Raw genomic sequence first — 16,357 nt, forward strand, 5'->3', positions numbered from 1 at the left:
CCTCGTAAAGAACGACGCCGAGCACGACGCTATCTTAAGTTATTGAAATATAAAAGCGTGATAAAATGTGCAACTTGCCGTTTATAAAAGTCCTTACCTGCATGCAGCCTAAGTGCACGTTCGCTCAATACGTTCGGGCTGCATTGATTTGACTAACCAAAAGAGGGCTTGGTCCATCGCGTGGTGGTGCATCTACTTGTTTGGTTTCCTTGCCAATTAACCTTACGCCAGTCATAGCGATGTGACGCCGACAAGTGACCCCCTGATGCAGCGGAGCGCCATTGTCGAACTTGTCTTCCGGACTGAGGTGATAAAGCGCGAGCGCATCGGCATAGGTTTTCAAAGCACCAATCGGAACGGGCTCACCCGTCTCGCGATCAAAAACAAGCTCAGCCAGTTTGTCGGCATCCCGCTCATAGGGAGCAATCGGCTTCGGCAATTCTCGCTTTTTAGGGCGTCCGCGCTTTGACGGATCAACCTCTTCAATCGGCATATCGAGCCAGGCTTCCGTAAGCGCCGTTGGCGCGACCATGAACCCGAACGGCTTCACTTTCTCAGAGTATGGCTTGCCCGCATTGAAGTGCTTCATGTAGCGCAGCATTTCCGGGCTGCTGGCATTCCAACGCATCAACGCCGGATTGGTAAGCGCTGGGTGATAGTCCAGCGGCACTTGGTCCGGCGTGCCGTCGATCGCGGCCTTTAGAATGAAGAACCAAAAATCATACTGCCAGCGGTGGATGCCCATCGCCCGCAAGTTTTCGATCGGGTCTGGAACGCCTGGAGCCGGATTATCCTCACCATAGGGCGGCAACCACTGGCCAAGCCCATGCGCAGACGCCTTGCGGATAATGGGCGACCCACCGTCCGCGATATTGAACAGCGCATACCGCTTGGCAGAAATGGCCCAGGCAAATAGCGGTTCAATCTCGTCTTTCGAACCGGGCGCATAGTTTACATCTTCAATCTGAAGAATGGAGCCCGGCTTCTGGTACGGATTGAGATTAACGAACCAATCGACAACCGCCCTTGCCGACTGCTGGAAGTCTGCCCGATCAACGCCATCAGACCGCGCAAGCGCGATACTGTCGGTATCGCAGAACACCCAGCCAAGCCCATTGTCAGCCGCAACGGTTTCAGCGCAAGCGAGCATGAGCCGCGCCGCTCCGGTGATCATCGCAGCCAAAACGGGATTGAAATAGGAGCCCGGATATTCGACGGCTTTTAACTGGATTGTATGCCGCTCTCCATCCAGCCCGAATACGTTCAGGGGTAGCTTGTCGTTTGACGTATCGTGCCGGATTTCTGCGAAGATGCCGTAGCAAGTCGAGTTTGCGAGAATTTTAAGCTGCTTCTCGATCGGGTCGCCCTGTCGCTTGGCCTCATCCCTCATATCGATGAGACGAACGAACAGGTCTTCTGTATTGGGATCGAAAAGATATTCGTCCCGGCCCAAAAGCTTCATTGGTCTGAGATCTGATTGTTTAGGCCCTGGCACGAAGCGGACGGCCCTATCGATTTTCGGCGCTTTGCCCGTGAAGAGTTTCGAGGCGACAAGATCAGCCAGCGTGTACCAGACCGGCTGATTTGAAGTCAGGCTGTTCACACCGATCGTCTGGTTCTGCCGCCCGTCTGAATATCGCGCCCGCACCGGCACGATGTCACCATCCGGTGAAAGCTGCACGATCGCATGAAGCTTTGGCCAAACATCCTTTTGCTTGAGGTCATCAAGCGTCACGGTGTCGAGGAAGCGTTGAACATTCGCGGTATCGTCGAAGTGCTCGAAATGTGCCGCGACCAAGAAGGCATTGAGCTTCATCAGCGCATTGACGGATGGATACATGGATTTGAAGTCGCAATAGAGAACTTCGGTAATTGCCCGGCGAATTCGGACTTCTGCCCGCCCGCCATAATAGGTAGCCATGATCGGCCCGAAGATTTGACGATCAAGCATCGTAATCTCTCCTAAGCAGAGGGCGAATGTTCATCTCGCGAAGCAGGGCTTTGCCGAGACTGGCTTCGCTCAGGATACGCTTGAGCGGCGTCGATAGTCCGAAACCAGCATAGATTTTGGCGAGGGCTTCATAACACTCCCAGGTCGCCTGGACGTCATCTCGTGCATAGCTCAGATATTCCGGCGTCAGCGGGCCTCCATGCTCTTCGGTCTCCTGCTTCTGTGTTGGCGTATTCAACCGCTTGGCTAGAGCGGCGAGCGAATACCGGCCCGTCAGCAAGGCCGCCGCAATTGTCTTGGCATCAATGAACGTCCCACGATTGCTCGCCGGCTTCACATTTCGCTTTCGCATACTGCGAGGCTGCTTTGGTTTTCCAGGAGCGGCAAAATCTATCAGGGCCGTCGTCGGGTTGAGATGTTTGATGCGAATGTTCGGATCAGACTTCCAGCGGGTCAGGCGGAATGTGAACCCGCCAAACATCGAGCCGCGCGCTTCACCGGAAGCAAGAGCAATACGAGCAATATCGAACGGCAGATTAAACCCGATGATCGCGCCATTCGCGAGATAACCAATATCGAGAATGATCGTTCGCCGAAACGCTTCTATCGGAATGACGTCAAGATCATGAGCCGACGCGTAGGCCAAGACAACTGCCAGGTCAGCATCTGGCAGCTCGTCTGCAATGAAGATGACTTCATATTTCAGCGTCCCGGCATGCCGGACTTGAGCAAACCCCACGCGAAGCTTTTGGAGGGCATCAACGGTTGTTTCTGTATCGAAGATGACCTGCCAATCCGACGTGATGTCGAATTCGAAGCCAGCCGGGCGGAAGACTTTCGGCGTCCAGTTCGGCGGTTCGGTATAGGCCCTGATGAAGAGATCAGTTTCGAGAACGCTCATTGGTCTGCCTCCTTCTCATCGAGGCGGGCTTGTTCAGCCTCTTCAATCAGCGACTGGCCAAATGCCTTCAGCGTCTTGGCAATTTGAAGCAGCCAGTCTGCCAGGGCGTCGAGATAGCGCCCGATCGTCTCGCGATCGGGGTCTTGAGTTTTGGGCCTAAACGACATGTCTTTCTCCTTTTCGGTTGAGATGCGATGGCAGTTGCTGCAAAGCGCTCCGCCCGTGCCGATCGCGAACTTGCTGGGAATGAGGTGGGCGAATTCGAGGGCTGCCGGGTGAGCGTTGAAGGCACACCAGAGGCAGATTGGATGACGCGATTTCAGACGCCGGAAATCGGCCTCGCGTCGTAGTTCTTTTTTCGTGATTTCAGGCAGCATGGAGGGCTCCTAGTCAGGGTTTGTGATTGCGTAGATTTCGTGGAATTCCGGCTCGTCTTTCAGCGCGTAGCGAATGAGCGCATTGCGATCGGTCTCGAAGGGGTGGAAGCGGCCTTTAAGATCGGTCAGGCCGTCACCGCGATACGGGTCGAGCACTTTCGGGTCTTTGGTCCGAAGGAATTTCTTGATGTCGTTGAAATAGTGACCGGCCCGGCTGGCAGGGGCGAAGCCTGCGACCGTAATCGCCTTAGTCGAAGCATTTTCGATCATGGGAATACGGCGGGGGCGGGTGTCACCGATTACCCATCGATTGGCTTGTTTCAAACCAAGGCCGGATTGTGCGAGATACCAGGAAAGGCGTTCCGGTGAGATGCCAGCCGCTCTGGCGGCGGCGGTCATCGATAGACCGCCGTTCATGACTTTCAGGGCTTCATTGATCTTCGCGCTCGCGCGGGGTGCAGCGGGTTTGCCGCTTGCGCGAGTTTCATCCGGTTTAGGATGACCGCGCGTCTGGGATAGCGTCAGACCGCGTGCGAGACCGCGCGCTTTGCGGCGCTGGTACTCTGCTTTGTAGTCGCGCTTCTTTGCCACTTTCGGGCTCCAGGCAATCTAAGGAATGCCCGGTATGCGAGATGACGTGCCGCCCCATCATCCAGTTCGCGTAGGAGTCCTAAAATAGCTCTGGCCCGTGACTTGCTTCCAGTTTGCGTAGGATTTGTAACTTGGGAAACTAGAGCGATGAGAAAGGAAGCCGTGCTCGCAATGCTCGCTGCGAAAGCCGCAAGTCTCGGCGTCGATCCACCAAGCGAAGCGAAGTTCGAGAGCTGGATTACCAAGGGACTGATAGATGGTGCGAGCGCCAAGGGTATTAGGCGCGGCATTCCCCCACAATGGAGTTTTGATGAGAAATCCGTTCGGGCTGCAATCGAGATTATTGGGCTAGAAGCGAGAGGAGCGAAACGAACCGCTCAACTCCGCATAGGATTAGCGGTTGCAGGTTTTAAAGTGGATCCGGATGAGCTTTTGCAAAACGTGGCAAGTGAAGCCAGTCGCAGTTTCAAACGTATGCGCAGAAATGGCTGGCGAAATTTCAGTTCAAGGAGCTTCGCGAATGAGCCGTCAGATCGTCTCTTGAAACGAGCCGATCAAGTTGCGCCCATACTGAAAGACGAAGGTTGGGCAATGCCGAGAGAGGCCATCTTGGAAGCTGGATTCACAATCTTGATTGGTAGTAGTTCGGACGCATCCATACCCAATTCGGTGATGGACGGGGCTCGAAGTCTTCTAAGCGAACATTTTGGTGAACTGCTTGGAGATCAGCTCGCGCCGGCGCTCACTGAAATGCAGGACTTGGTTCAGTTTATGCCCGGTATCGCAGGTGATGCCGAGAACACCGATTTTAGTTTGGAAGAGAGACTGAGCAGCGTGAAAGCTGGCGATTTGGTCAAAGCAATTTCCATTGCTCAAACATTCGCGAACGCCACCAAGTTCGAACCAATACTTCCCTTAAGTAATGTAACAAAGTTAGTGATCGAAACCGCTTTCAAAGCCCCAAACTGGCAAGCCATTTTGGTGGGCGTTCTGACGGTCCAACTACCACTTTTGGAGGCGATTTTGGGGCCAGATTTTGCTACACTTTTTGCGAAGTTAGTAGGACTGGAGCCAAACCCCGATGCGACATGAAACGTTCGAAAATTTGGTGCCGGAAGACCAAGACGAATGGAGTGCCCGAAGCAACTATTGGCTAGCCCGATCCGAAACATGTCAATCCCCTCGCAAACGGCGCGAGCGTCAGAAACGCCCGCTCATTCTCGTCGGCTATGGCCTATCCATAAAAGTCGAGAAAGGTCGCCTAATCATCCAGGACGGCACGACGCATTTTCCGAGCAAACCAGTTCAGCATGTTTTCTTCAAAGGCAGTCTCGACCTGCCACCGCGTATCGTCATCATTGATGGGGCCGGTTCTATCACGCTGGATGCGGTCGACTGGCTCACGGAACAGGGGATCGCCCTTATCCGCATCAAATATGATGGCTCGAATACGTCTGTGATGAGCCCAACCGGCTATGCGGGCGATCCTGAAAAAATTGCATGGCAAATGAAGGCCCGCGAAAGCGAGGCGCTGAAGATCGAGTTTGCAGCGCCGCTCACCATTAAAAAACTGGAAGCCGCGCTTGTGACGCTTCGCGATTGTCTGCCTGCGTCTGCCGATCGAAGCCGTGCGATCGAGGCAACTTCGGCATGCCTGGAATTCATCGAAAGCGGGCGAGCCGACAAAACACAGAAGCTTCGCGGTCAGGAAGGCAAAGCGGCCTACTGGTATTGGCGGGCCTGGCACCCTCTCGACATCAATTGGAAAGCGGCAAAGCAGTTTCCCATTCCTGAGGAGTGGCGGACGTTCACCGCAAGGTCATCGGTCAATTCATCGAAGAAAGAGCCAAACCGAAACGCATCGCACCCGATCAATGCGATGCTGAACTACGTTTACACAGCACTTCTCACACAAACGAAAATCAAAGCGATCGCAGACGGCTATGATCCGATGATCGGCGTGATGCACAATCAGCGCGAGAAGAACAAAGACAACACGCCGTCATTCGCTTTGGATTTGATGGAACCGATGCGGCCCGTGGTCGATCGGGTTATCTTGAAGCTGATCGCTGAAGAGACGTTTTCGGGAGCGGATTTTGATTTGCAGAGTGATGGAGTGGTGCGGGTGAATCCGGTCCTCGTCAAGACTTTGGTTCGAGTCCTTAACGTGTGAGATGTTCAGAAAAGTTGGACAAGCTGTAGATTCTAGTGGCAGGTCGCTTCAACCTGTGAATGCGTTTAGCTTAGGAGCTGTCAATTATCGAACCGGTTCTTATATGGCTTGTCGGCTACACTGCGGCAAAAGCACTTGACGGTGTATGGGATGCTGCAACTTCGCCCTCTCTCGCTAAGGATATCGCGAAGCAGATAGACGAATGGCAAAAGTCCCTGCCTGAAAAGTTATATCTTTCTGCGGGTCGCATTCTTTTTGAACGTGATTCACCACTAGACAGCAGCGATGATGCACTGGCCATCGTACAGCTTCGTAAGCGCCTTCGCGAAGAAACCGTGCCTGATGTCGAGTTATGGACCAACGCATTGAAGGAACAGTGGAGAAACGTCCGTGACATTGGCGACGGACTTCAACCATTCTTTTGTGCCAAAGAATCCGAAGTTACGCCTTATATTGAAAGTCTGGCCAGTCGACTTCGGGATGTGTGCATCCAAAATGAGAGCTTCTTCCGAAAGGCTGTTTTCAAAACTCTCGAAAACGTTGCTGAAAAAGTCTCGGCCATCGAAGCAGGCATGGTCACGAGGTCAGAAGCAGCTAATCTGAAAGCCGATGCACTGCCTGCCGAATATGCTGCAGAGCACTGCGAAAGAGAAGCTGATGCGCTTCGTCGATTTCGGTTGGTTCCGGAATTCAAAGCCCGGGAGAAGGCTGAACGGCTCGCAAATCGATTGACTTTCGGTGACTTGAGACTTGCTCCGAATGAGGTTCGCTCCTCCACGCTAGGGCTGTGTATCCGTACTCTGTCGCCGGAGCCGACGAGATCGGTCGCGCAACAGTTGCTGGTTGAAGTGGGCAACTTACCTCGCTCTCCGGAACTGGAAGTGGCACAGGCCCTTTTTTCCGGACCATACGGTGACACATCAGTGCGCAAAGCTTTGGTCGCCCTAAATACAAATGACAGCTGGTCGGCAGCGTTTATCCAACAATTCAATTCGACATCCCCAGAAACCGCTCTGGAATGGCTGACAGATGCCGGGCATGAATTCGACAAGCTCGATACTCACGCCAAATGTGCGATCATTGTCAATCTGATGGAAAGAGGAAATTGGGAGCTCGCGAAGCGTCTAGGAGAACAACTGACGGAAATCGATTTCGAATTTTCTCCAGTAGCGGAGGATTTCTTTGGATTAGCGCTAACAGGCACACTATCGCCGGAGGAACACAGGAGTGTTCTGCTATTCGGGGTCCCCTTTTCCGCAGATAGGTACCGGTTGTCCGACACAGGCGAGAGTTTAGCGCTGCGCCACAGGGCTATTGGTCTGTTTGGAAGCGCCAGCGAACGTTACCTGCAGAATGGATTGCGCACGAGAGCACTAGAGACCAACAAGTTGGGCCTCTGGTTGAGTTTACTGTCCACTGAACGAAATGCAGATGCCACTGCGAGACTAAAAGCGCTCGTTTTGAATCCGCAGCAAGCCATCCATTTCGTCAACCTTGGCCTAAGATTCGGTCCGGCGATCGATCGGGAGCAAGCTGATAAAATAATCAAGAGACATGTTGCGCTGGAAGGTGAATTAGGCCGTTCAGGCAGTGAGGCCCGATTAAGTTGGATTCTGCTCGAGGATAATGCTGACGAAAGAGCGAATTTGCTGAATTCGTATGTGGGTAAGCTTCGCACTCATCTAGATGCCTCAGTATTGAATATGATGCTCGTCGAGACGCTTTGCGTGGCAGGTAGAATTTCGGAAGCAAAACGCAAAGCAGCTTCTATTGAAGAATTGCTGGATCAGCAGCGTGCTCAGTTAGATAGAATTATTCAGCAAAGCGAAAGCGGAGATCATTTCGAAACGCATGAAGCGGCCTTCCTGGAATCAGATTCTCTCGAAGACTTGGAAATGCTTCTCCAAAGCCTCGAAAAATCAGGTGATCCGCTAAAGCGTTCCGAGTATGCGCTCGAGCTCTTTGCTCGAACCCAATCTCTTAGTGATGCAAAGAGATACTTGTCCGCCCTCGACGATGCCAAAAATGTTGCGGAACTAGATGAATTCCTCGATCGCCATGTTGAGTTGTCCAAGCAGTCTCACCAGATCGCGCTTCGATATGCGCAATCGCTCTATTTTCGAGGCCGGATTCAGGAGGCCTTGGAGTACGTCAGTCGTCTGAATGAAGACCATCCAAACCGTACCGTGCGTCAGCTACTGATTTCCTGTTTGCTTGAATGCGGTCAGTGGGAACGGCTGGGCCCGTTGTGTGAGGAGGCATTCGAAAAACGCGAAGACCTCACTAGCTCTGAGCTACTGGAGTACGCGCAAATTGCAACTTATTCGCGTCCTTCCGTTGTTGAGCCTATTGTCAGACACGTTGCTAACAACGCGCAGACAGATGCGACCTCCTTGGTAGCATGCTACCACATTGCGAGCAGCAGTGGCTGGGAGGGAGACGCCGAAGTTTCATCCTGGCTTCAACAAGCCGTGCAGTTGTCCGACCGAGACGGGCCGATAAAGCAGATTTCTCTTGATGATTTGGTTCGTGATGCACCGGATTGGCACGAGCGGCAACGCGAGCTTTCTGAAGGTTTGCGGACCGCTAGCTATCCCCTGGAAATCTTCGGTGAAGCTAGTAATCGCAGCATATGTGAGCTTACGGCCCTTCGAGCCGCACGAAATCGCGACGCGGGTGATTTACGGTTCAAAGAACCTATACCCGCGTTCTTTGGAAAAGAGCGAGAGACTCTTGAGGAGTTGCCCGAATGTGTACTCTGCGATCCCACATTTCTTATCAGCCTTGCAGACTTAAAATTGTTGGATCAATTCAAACAGAGTTTTGGGAGCGTCGTGATACCGCACGGAACACTCCAAAAACTTTTCAACAACGTCCGAGAAATATCCTTCCATCAACCCTCAGTCGTAGAAAAAGCCCGCAATGTCATTTCCTTAGTTGGGATCGGCGCTTTAGAGGCCATAAATGAAGCAGTTGAAGTTCCACCGCACCTTTTGACAGAGGCGGGATTGCGAACGGGCCGCCTTCTTCAAATTGCAGCAAGTGAGTCCCCTCCGGAACAGGGCGCTATTCTTGTCGTTCATCCAGGGCTGATTAAGAAAAGCACAAGCCTAGGTCGAGAAACGGCGGATTTGCGTGGATTGGAAAATGTAGTCGTTGGCTGTTTGCAGCTAACTAATTTTCTTCGGGATAACGGCCGGCTCACCCAAAGCGAGTATCAAACCGCTAGCAATTTTTTGAAGCTCCAAGGGGACCAGAACGCCGAATTCGACGATCGAATTAAGAAAGGCTGTACGTTGCTCATAGACGGGCTCGCCTTAAGCTACTTGAGCGATCTGAATATGCTGCAACCCTTAAGTCGATCCGGCTTGAAGCTCAAAATTTTAAATGCGGAGCTCCAGGAAGCTTATTCGCTTGTGCAATTCAATGAACATGCCGATTCAGCAATTGAATGCGTTGAGCGTCTCAGGGCTTTTTTGGAACGAGAGATCACCAGCGGATTGGTGAAAATTGCCTCTCGTGATGTATATGAAACGGAGTATTCGAGCACTTCTTTGTTATTGAATATGGTCAAGCAGGCCCACAATTATGATGCGGTCTGTTGTGATGATCGAAGCATTAATAAGCTTCGCCAGGCCGGAAACGATCAAGGGTATGTGCCTGTTCTGAGCTCCCTAGACATACTCAATTATTGGTCTGCGTCGTCCAATCAAGCCTCGTATGATAAGTTCGAAACACTGAATCGGATGAGGAAGGCCTTATACATATTCGTTCCGCTCAGGGCGGACGAAATCGTTGAGGCGTTGACGCACTCAACAATAAGAGACGGCAAGATATCTGAAACAGCCGAATTGCGGGCAATACGTGAGTACATCGAGTTTGTTTCAATGACCGACTGGCTCTTAATTCCAGATGAATCCAACTGGGTGCAATCACTGCATAGCGCTTTCTTCGACGCGATTAGGATGCTTTGGGATGACCAATCAAGCATTGAGCAGGCTCCCGCGCGTTCGTCGTGGGTCTTGGAATTATATGACATTCGTGACTGGGTCAGATTCAGACAATTCAAGTCTTCTGAGTTGGTCCAACTACGATCAACTCAACTATGCTTTTTAGCGGGCTTGGCATTCCAGGTGTCCGACAGCACGCAGCAACAATTTATCGATTGGTTCGATCAAGACGTAGCAGAGCCCACAAAACTTGGGGACCCCCTTACCTACGAGGCCTACCTCGAAGCGTCGAAGAAATATTACCGCGAATTCTTTCGTCACTTGAAAGAAGGTGTCGATGCCTGACACGAGAATCCTTGCCGGCTATGTCCTTCAAAGAATACCTCAAACGCTTAGACTTGAGCTTATGCAGGACAGCAATTTTGCTACCGAGATAAACCCCAATATCACACCCACAATTTCGCCATTTGAGAACGTCTCTTTTAAGGTCGACGAGTTCTTCGAAGCGTTGAGATGTGCAGTTCGCAACGTCGGACAAAAATATAATCTTGAAACCCGAGACGGTCGAAAAGCAAAAATCGTCGTCGACGAGCAATTTAAAGCTTCCTGCGTTGTCGATGAAGTCACACTTCAATTACCCGAAAGTCGCTTATTGTCGGATGACATCGACACGAAACTGACGGGATTAAAGGCTCTCGCCTATGGAAAGCTACCGTCCGAGCGATACGAGACGTGGGAACGGCGAATAACCGACGAAGTGTCATTCGATCTTTTGTTGGAATTATACGAAGACTGCCAAAATTCGCCGGTTGGTGTAATGGAACAGATAAGCGGCCTGCCAGAAAAGGGGTCGGCGCCGTGGACGCTCTTTCTGCCGCATTGTGACGTATACTGGCAACGCTTAGTCGGAGACTTTTCGCTAAATGGCTCGGTAGACGAGTGCGCGTCTCAAGGAATAGTAGCGCAATTGGAGCGTTGGAAGGGATTGGACGAGCCTGCACGCATCAAGCAATCATTAAGCTTGTGCGGTCAGTCCCAACTTTCGGACGTACTTGCCAGCACTCTCAACATTTACGACCACTTGGACGAAGTTGTTGATTGGGTACTGCTCAAAAAGGCTCCTATTACGGTCGTAGGATTGACCGAACTGCTACTGGCAAACTTGTGCAAGTACAGCGGCTTTCAAGAGCGAATTGGGGACCTGGTCCACGCGTTTATAGAAATGAATCCTGACAAGGGGCGTCAACCTAGCTACACGATCGCTGCAAACCTATTTGCAGGTATTGACGGGCTATCTGCTCGGTTCGCCAAGTTTCAAAATGTCTCCATATTCTATAGGCGTTATGTGGTAAGCACGCAGGCAACGTTGATACACTCGGAACTCGGAAGCGACGATGAATTACTCGCTTCGATTTCTGAAAGCCTGTTCGCTCATTACTCGCAGAACTACTTGCTCAAAACTCTCCTCGAAACTGTAGAAACGCCAAGCTGGCACGTTGATGGACTGACGACTAATTCACTTTATGCCGATCATGCAGGCCGCCTTTTCAACAAGGCGTCACTAGTGATCGAACATATTTCATGTGAACGACTAAAAACTTTATTATTTGGGGATTCGGGAAGCCTGCAATCAGATTGCCTACAGATGGCCTCGTTTAGACCGGGCTATTTAGAAGGAAGCCAAGCACCAACCAATCTCCTTCCGGTCGACTTGCACCGCGCCATCGACGAACAACTAAAGCTCGAAACGAATTCGGCTCGCGCATTTGTCGCACTTACAAATGCTATCCCAACGTTTGCGATCCCCGATATCTTTGTGGCACGAGCGAAGGATAAGATTGATCAAATAGGCCTTTTTATTTCCGACGTGAAAGAGCGCTATGAGGTTTGGGCCATACTAGGGAATCTGGCTCGACTTGCGGTTGTTTGCGGCAACGAGGACTTGGCCAATTCTCTTGCCACACTGATCAAGCGGTACACCAATAGTGTGGAGTTCGCGCTCAATGCGACGGATGCCTTTAGATTGCTGCTATTGCTGAGCGCGGTATGTCGTGACCCAGAAGACAGATACAGATGGATTCAGCAGCAACTAGAATTCCTAGCTTTTTCTGAGTTTTCCAAGGAGCAACTCGTGCGGCTCGAACAAGAACTTTTCGAGCTCTGCGCTATTGAGCCCGCCATGCGAGGCCATCTGGCTAAATCGATAGCCGCAATCAGGTATACAGCACGCCAATAATTTTCGTTGGACATCACTATACCCCCTCCCGAATCCGGGAGAGGGGAGGTGGCAGATAGAGGCGGAGTGGCTTGCTCTTGGCCAAGGCGTTCAACTTCAGCCCTTACAGCCATTATTAGATGATGCGGGCTCATCGCGGCTTCAGCCGGGATGCGGAGTACGCGCCAGCCGGCATTGCTCAACCGCTGATCTCGCTCGGCGTCGTTCAGTTTCACATCTTTGCGGTCGTGAATGGCGCCGTCGATCTCGAGGGCGAGTTTGATTGGGCGGATCGCGAAGTCGACGGTGAGACCTTCGATCGCCACCTGCCTCCGGACGGTGTGCCCTTCCTTTCGAAGCTGGCGGAGGGTCTCCCACGCCTTGCGTTCCGGCAGGTTGGCCTCTCGGCGCAGGCTCCGGGCCCGTCGGGTTGAAGGGTGGTCGCTCATCCTGGAGACTATCGCCTCGGTTAAGGTGGCTCGCAAGCTTCGCGTCTATCGCCCCCTTCTCCCGGATGCGGGAGAAGGTGCGCAGGGAGAAGCATCGCACTGCGATGCGCCGCAGCACGGGATGAGGGCTGCGAGGGTGGTTCTTGATGCTGGCGTCGCGCTGGTCTGAAACGCCGGAGCCCTCACCCCTGCCCCTCTCCCGCATTCGGGAGAGGGGAGGTGCCAGATAGAGGGGGCGCGTGTCACTCCGACCGCGGCACGCGGTCTGAAAGTCGAGTTGCGGACCTTCGACCTTGTGCTCTCGGTTATGGCAGGTGATGGACCCTCAGACGGGCTGACGCCCGTCGAGGGTGACGCACGTTTCTGGTGTTGCTGCTTTGAATTTGCAGATCAAATGCGCTTCGCTTACTCAGATAGAAAAGGTCTGCTTATGACCAACTGTCACGGTTTGCCACCCGAGCCAAGCAAGGTAAGTTGTCAATTAAACACCGAATAGTCAGCATCAAGTTTGTATTCAGCCTCGATGTCGGGCATTTTCAGAAAAGCGCTCTGCCAATAGTCTAAATTGTGCAGGTCTGGGCTTTGGGCGAGAAACTCCCAGACTTCTGGCGTCAAGGTGAGCAGCTTACCAGCGTCTCTCTCGGCAACAGCCATATAGATATAAAACAGCCAAGAATGATGTGTTAGTTTTCCGAATAGATCGCTAAACGTTTGACAGTTTAACAGCGTTAAAAGTCGATTTGTGCCGGGTAAGTCATGCAATCCTATCGACGACTCAGGGTCTCGGTCAGCATGTTTCAGAAAGTTATATGTTTCGTTGTGTATACGACGCCATTCCTTGCGAAACTCTGGTTTTATCAAGCCATCGAAGGCGGCGACGCTAACGCCTCTATGCTTGGCAAGATCAAATGACATGCGAGCGCAGGATTTCGCTGCTAAATGGATGCTTAAAGGGTCTTCTCGCTGGATGATTTGTCGAATTGAGAAGTGTAACAAACGTCTAATTGATTCTTCGCGACCAATTTGTTGTTTGGGTGCTCCTTGTCGAATCACTATTAAACATCAACCTCCGCCTCAAGCGCATTCTCCTGAATGAACTCCCTGCGTGGCTCGACCACATCCCCCATCAGCCTTGTGAACATGTCGTCGGCGTCGTCGGCGTGGGCGACTTTGACTTTGAGGAGGGTGCGGGCGTTGGCGTCCAGGGTGGTTTCCCAGAGCTGGTCGGCGTTCATTTCGCCGAGGCCCTTATAGCGCTGGATCTTGAGGCCCTTGCGGCCTGAGGCGAGGACGGCCTCGAAGAGGTCGATCGGGCCGTGCACGACCACTTCGCCAGCCTTGTCATTGCGCAGGAGCGCCGGCTCTTCATAGAGATGGCGGACATGCTCTGCGTGATTGTTGAGGCGGATCGCATCCTGGCTGGCGAGCAGCGCGCGGTCGAGGACGGCCTTTTCCTCAACGGAGCGCACTTCGCGCCAGAGGGTGAGATCGCCGTCGATGAAGGTGCCCTGCCATGTGTCTTCGCCTTCTTCGGCGATGAGGTTGAGGCGGTCGGCTGTCTTCTGGGCGTTGGTCTTGTCGGCATTCGGGCCGAGCGCGCCTGCGATGGCGGCCTGCTCGACGATATGGCCGGGCGCGCGCAGTGAGAGGCGCCAGAGGGCGGTCTTGAAGGCGGCGGCTTCACGGACATTGGCGCGCAGGTCTTCGCCCGCAATCTGGGTGCCGTCCTGCAGGATCAGCGCCTCGCCGGTCGTGCCCTCATTGATGAGGTAATTGTCCATCTCGATATCGTCTTTGAGATAGCGCTCGGAGCGGCCGCGGGCGACTTTGTAGAGCGGCGGCTGGGCGATGTAGAGATAGCCCTTCTCGATCACTTCCGGCATCTGGCGATAGAAGAAGGTGAGCAGGAGGGTCCGGATGTGGGCGCCGTCGACGTCAGCATCGGTCATGATGATGATCTTGTGATAGCGCAGCTTGTTGATGTCGAACTCATCGCGGCCAATGCCGGCGCCGAGCGCCATGATCAGCGTGCCGACCTGGTCAGAGGACAGCATCTTGTCGAACCGGGCGCGCTCCACATTGAGGATCTTGCCGCGCAGCGGCAGGATGGCCTGGTTGGAGCGGTCGCGGCCCTGTTTGGCAGAGCCACCAGCGGAATCGCCCTCGACGATGAATATTTCGGACTTGGCCGGGTCTTTTTCCTGGCAGTCGGCAAGCTTGCCGGGCAGGGAGGTGATGTCGAGCGCGGTCTTGCGGCGGGTGAGATCGCGGGCCTTGCGGGCCGCTTCGCGGGCGGCAGCCGCCTCCACGATCTTCTGCATGATGTTGTGAGCTTCCTTGGGATGCTCTTCGAACCATTCCGACAGTTTCTCGCCCATCAGGCTCTCGACCACGGGGCGGACCTCCGAGGAGACGAGCTTGTCTTTCGTCTGCGACGAGAATTTCGGGTCAGGCACTTTGACCGACAGGACGCAGGTCAGCCCCTCGCGGGCGTCGTCGCCCGTAATGTCGACCTTTTCCTTTTTCGCAAGGCCGGTCTCGGTCGCGTACTTGTTGATGATCCGGGTCAGCGCGCCGCGGAAACCGGCAAGGTGGGTGCCGCCATCGCGCTGAGGGATGTTGTTGGTGAAGCAGAGCACATGCTCATGATAGCTGTCGGTCCATGCAAGCGCGGCCTCGACGGTGATGCCGTCGCGCTCACTGATGGCGTAGATGGTTTCCGGGATCAGCGTCGTGCGCTGGCGGTTGAGGTGTTCGACGAAGGCTTTGACGCCGCCCTCATATTCAAGAACGGACTCGTAGGCTTCTGGGCCGCGCTCATCGCGGAAGACGATGCGCACGCCGGAGTTGAGGAAGGCGAGCTCACGCAGGCGGTGCTCCAGCGTCTTGCGGTCATACTCGGTCATGGTGAAGGTCGAGGCCGACACCATGAAGCGCACGGCTGTGCCGGTCAGTGGTTTGCCGCTTTCGCGCAGCGGGCTCTTGCCGCGCTGGACGAGCGGGGCCTCGACGCGGCCACCGTCCACGAAGCGGACGAAGTGCTCATGGCCGGCGCGGTGAATGGTCAGTTCCAGCCAGTCAGAAAGCGCGTTGACGACGGAGACACCGACCCCGTGCAGGCCGCCTGAGACCTTGTAAGAGTTCTGGTCGAATTTCCCGCCGGCGTGCAGCTGGGTCATGATGACTTCGGCGGCTGACACGCCTTCGCCCTTGTGCATCTCGACCGGAATACCGCGGCCATTGTCGGTGATCTCGGCAGAGCCATCGGCAAGCAGCGTGACGGTCACTTCGTCGGCATGACCGGCCAGCGCCTCATCGATCGCATTGTCGACGACTTCGTAGATCATGTGGTGCAGGCCGGAGCCATCATCGGTGTCGCCGATATACATGCCCGGGCGCTTGCGGACCGCCTCAAGCCCTTTCAGGACCTTGATGGAGTCGGCGCCATATTCGGGCATGTTGTCTGTCGGGTCAGCCATGGGATGCGTGTCGCTTTCTGATTCGTCACAATAGGCTGAAATTATAGAGGATTTACGCCAGAAAGGGAAATCTGGAGGGGGTGTTAAACTCCCGTTCTTACAGGGGGTTAGAGGGGCGTGTGTACTTCTTTGCTGCGGGTGCTGTCAGAAGCGCCAAAAACGCTAGGCTGACGGTCGTTTCTGGCCGCGCCGATCAGAGGCGGACAGGGTCCGGCACCGAGAAGAAATCTGTCTGTTTCCGGAGCTTTTCGATGTCTTCTGAGGTGGTCAC

The 16,357-nt window shown here is 53.7% G+C and carries 10 protein-coding genes and 1 pseudogene; 4 read left to right on the plus strand and 7 right to left on the minus strand.

All coding sequences use genetic code 11. The features are described from left to right. Positions 1-124: 124 nt before the first annotated feature. From F550_RS0114150 to F550_RS0114165, 4 genes are read right to left on the minus strand one after another with little or no spacing between them, the layout of a single operon-like run. Positions 125-1,951: a hypothetical protein gene (locus F550_RS0114150; RefSeq protein ID WP_026180795.1), complete on the minus strand. Its 1,827-nt coding sequence runs from the start codon at positions 1,949-1,951 to the stop codon at positions 125-127. Continuing rightward, the gene (locus tag F550_RS0114155; protein WP_026180796.1) at positions 1,944-2,852 is read right to left on the minus strand and encodes a 3'-5' exonuclease family protein; all 909 of its coding nucleotides are present in this window, start codon (positions 2,850-2,852) and stop codon (positions 1,944-1,946) included. The genes F550_RS0114150 and F550_RS0114155 overlap by 8 nt, the downstream gene beginning before the upstream one ends. Beyond that, entirely contained in the window at positions 2,849-3,229 is a 381-nt protein-coding gene (locus F550_RS0114160; RefSeq protein WP_018149231.1) for a hypothetical protein, read from the minus strand. The genes F550_RS0114155 and F550_RS0114160 overlap by 4 nt, the downstream gene beginning before the upstream one ends. Before the next feature lie 9 nt (positions 3,230-3,238). Continuing rightward, a complete protein-coding gene (locus tag F550_RS0114165) occupies positions 3,239-3,820 on the minus strand; it encodes a hypothetical protein (protein ID WP_018149232.1) in 582 nt (193 codons plus the stop codon). Between the two features lie 147 nt (positions 3,821-3,967). Here F550_RS0114165 and F550_RS0114170 point away from each other — a divergent pair, with 147 nt between their 5' ends. From F550_RS0114170 to F550_RS19440, 4 genes are all read left to right on the plus strand, one after another. Beyond that, positions 3,968-4,912: a hypothetical protein gene (locus F550_RS0114170; RefSeq protein ID WP_018149233.1), complete on the plus strand. Its 945-nt coding sequence runs from the start codon at positions 3,968-3,970 to the stop codon at positions 4,910-4,912. Further along, positions 4,902-5,993 (plus strand): CRISPR-associated endonuclease Cas1, encoded by a 1,092-nt coding sequence (cas1, locus tag F550_RS0114175; protein WP_018149234.1) that lies wholly within the window; start codon positions 4,902-4,904, stop codon positions 5,991-5,993. The genes F550_RS0114170 and cas1 overlap by 11 nt, the downstream gene beginning before the upstream one ends. Before the next feature lie 335 nt (positions 5,994-6,328). Beyond that, complete coding sequence (locus F550_RS0114180; protein WP_156807947.1) at positions 6,329-10,288, plus strand: HTH domain-containing protein; 3,960 nt, start codon at positions 6,329-6,331, stop codon at positions 10,286-10,288. Beyond that, on the plus strand, positions 10,281-12,179 hold the full coding sequence (locus tag F550_RS19440) for a hypothetical protein (protein WP_018149236.1): 1,899 nt from the start codon (positions 10,281-10,283) through the stop codon (positions 12,177-12,179). Before F550_RS0114180 ends, F550_RS19440 begins: the two co-directional genes overlap by 8 nt. A 197-nt stretch (positions 12,180-12,376) precedes the next feature. Here F550_RS19440 and F550_RS19615 read toward each other — a convergent pair. The 3 genes and pseudogenes from F550_RS19615 to gyrB form a co-directional block, all read right to left on the minus strand. Next, positions 12,377-12,607 (minus strand): annotated as a pseudogene (locus F550_RS19615) (endonuclease domain-containing protein); the annotation flags it as partial. A 477-nt stretch (positions 12,608-13,084) separates the two neighbouring features. After that, a complete protein-coding gene (locus F550_RS19240) occupies positions 13,085-13,522 on the minus strand; it encodes a hypothetical protein (protein WP_156807948.1) in 438 nt (145 codons plus the stop codon). Between the two features lie 140 nt (positions 13,523-13,662). Continuing rightward, positions 13,663-16,086 (minus strand): DNA topoisomerase (ATP-hydrolyzing) subunit B, encoded by a 2,424-nt coding sequence (gyrB, locus tag F550_RS0114205; RefSeq protein WP_018149240.1) that lies wholly within the window; start codon positions 16,084-16,086, stop codon positions 13,663-13,665. Positions 16,087-16,357: the final 271 nt, after the last annotated feature.

Source organism: Henriciella marina DSM 19595 (genome assembly GCF_000376805.1).
In the GTDB taxonomy this organism is placed as follows: domain Bacteria; phylum Pseudomonadota; class Alphaproteobacteria; order Caulobacterales; family Hyphomonadaceae; genus Henriciella; species Henriciella marina.

Excerpts from the sequence above, each read along its gene's own strand:
- F550_RS0114150 (WP_026180795.1), bottom strand. The coding sequence starts at position 1,951 with ATGCTTGATCGTCAAATCTTCGGGCCGATCATGGCTACCTATTATGGC.
- F550_RS0114155 (WP_026180796.1), bottom strand. The coding sequence starts at position 2,852 with ATGAGCGTTCTCGAAACTGATCTCTTCATCAGGGCCTATACCGAACCG.
- F550_RS0114160 (WP_018149231.1), bottom strand. The coding sequence starts at position 3,229 with ATGCTGCCTGAAATCACGAAAAAAGAACTACGACGCGAGGCCGATTTC.
- F550_RS0114170 (WP_018149233.1), top strand. The coding sequence starts at position 3,968 with ATGAGAAAGGAAGCCGTGCTCGCAATGCTCGCTGCGAAAGCCGCAAGT.
- cas1 (WP_018149234.1), top strand. The coding sequence starts at position 4,902 with ATGCGACATGAAACGTTCGAAAATTTGGTGCCGGAAGACCAAGACGAA.
- F550_RS19440 (WP_018149236.1), top strand. The coding sequence starts at position 10,281 with ATGCCTGACACGAGAATCCTTGCCGGCTATGTCCTTCAAAGAATACCT.
- F550_RS19240 (WP_156807948.1), bottom strand. The coding sequence starts at position 13,522 with ATGTCATTTGATCTTGCCAAGCATAGAGGCGTTAGCGTCGCCGCCTTC.
- gyrB (WP_018149240.1), bottom strand. The coding sequence starts at position 16,086 with ATGGCTGACCCGACAGACAACATGCCCGAATATGGCGCCGACTCCATC.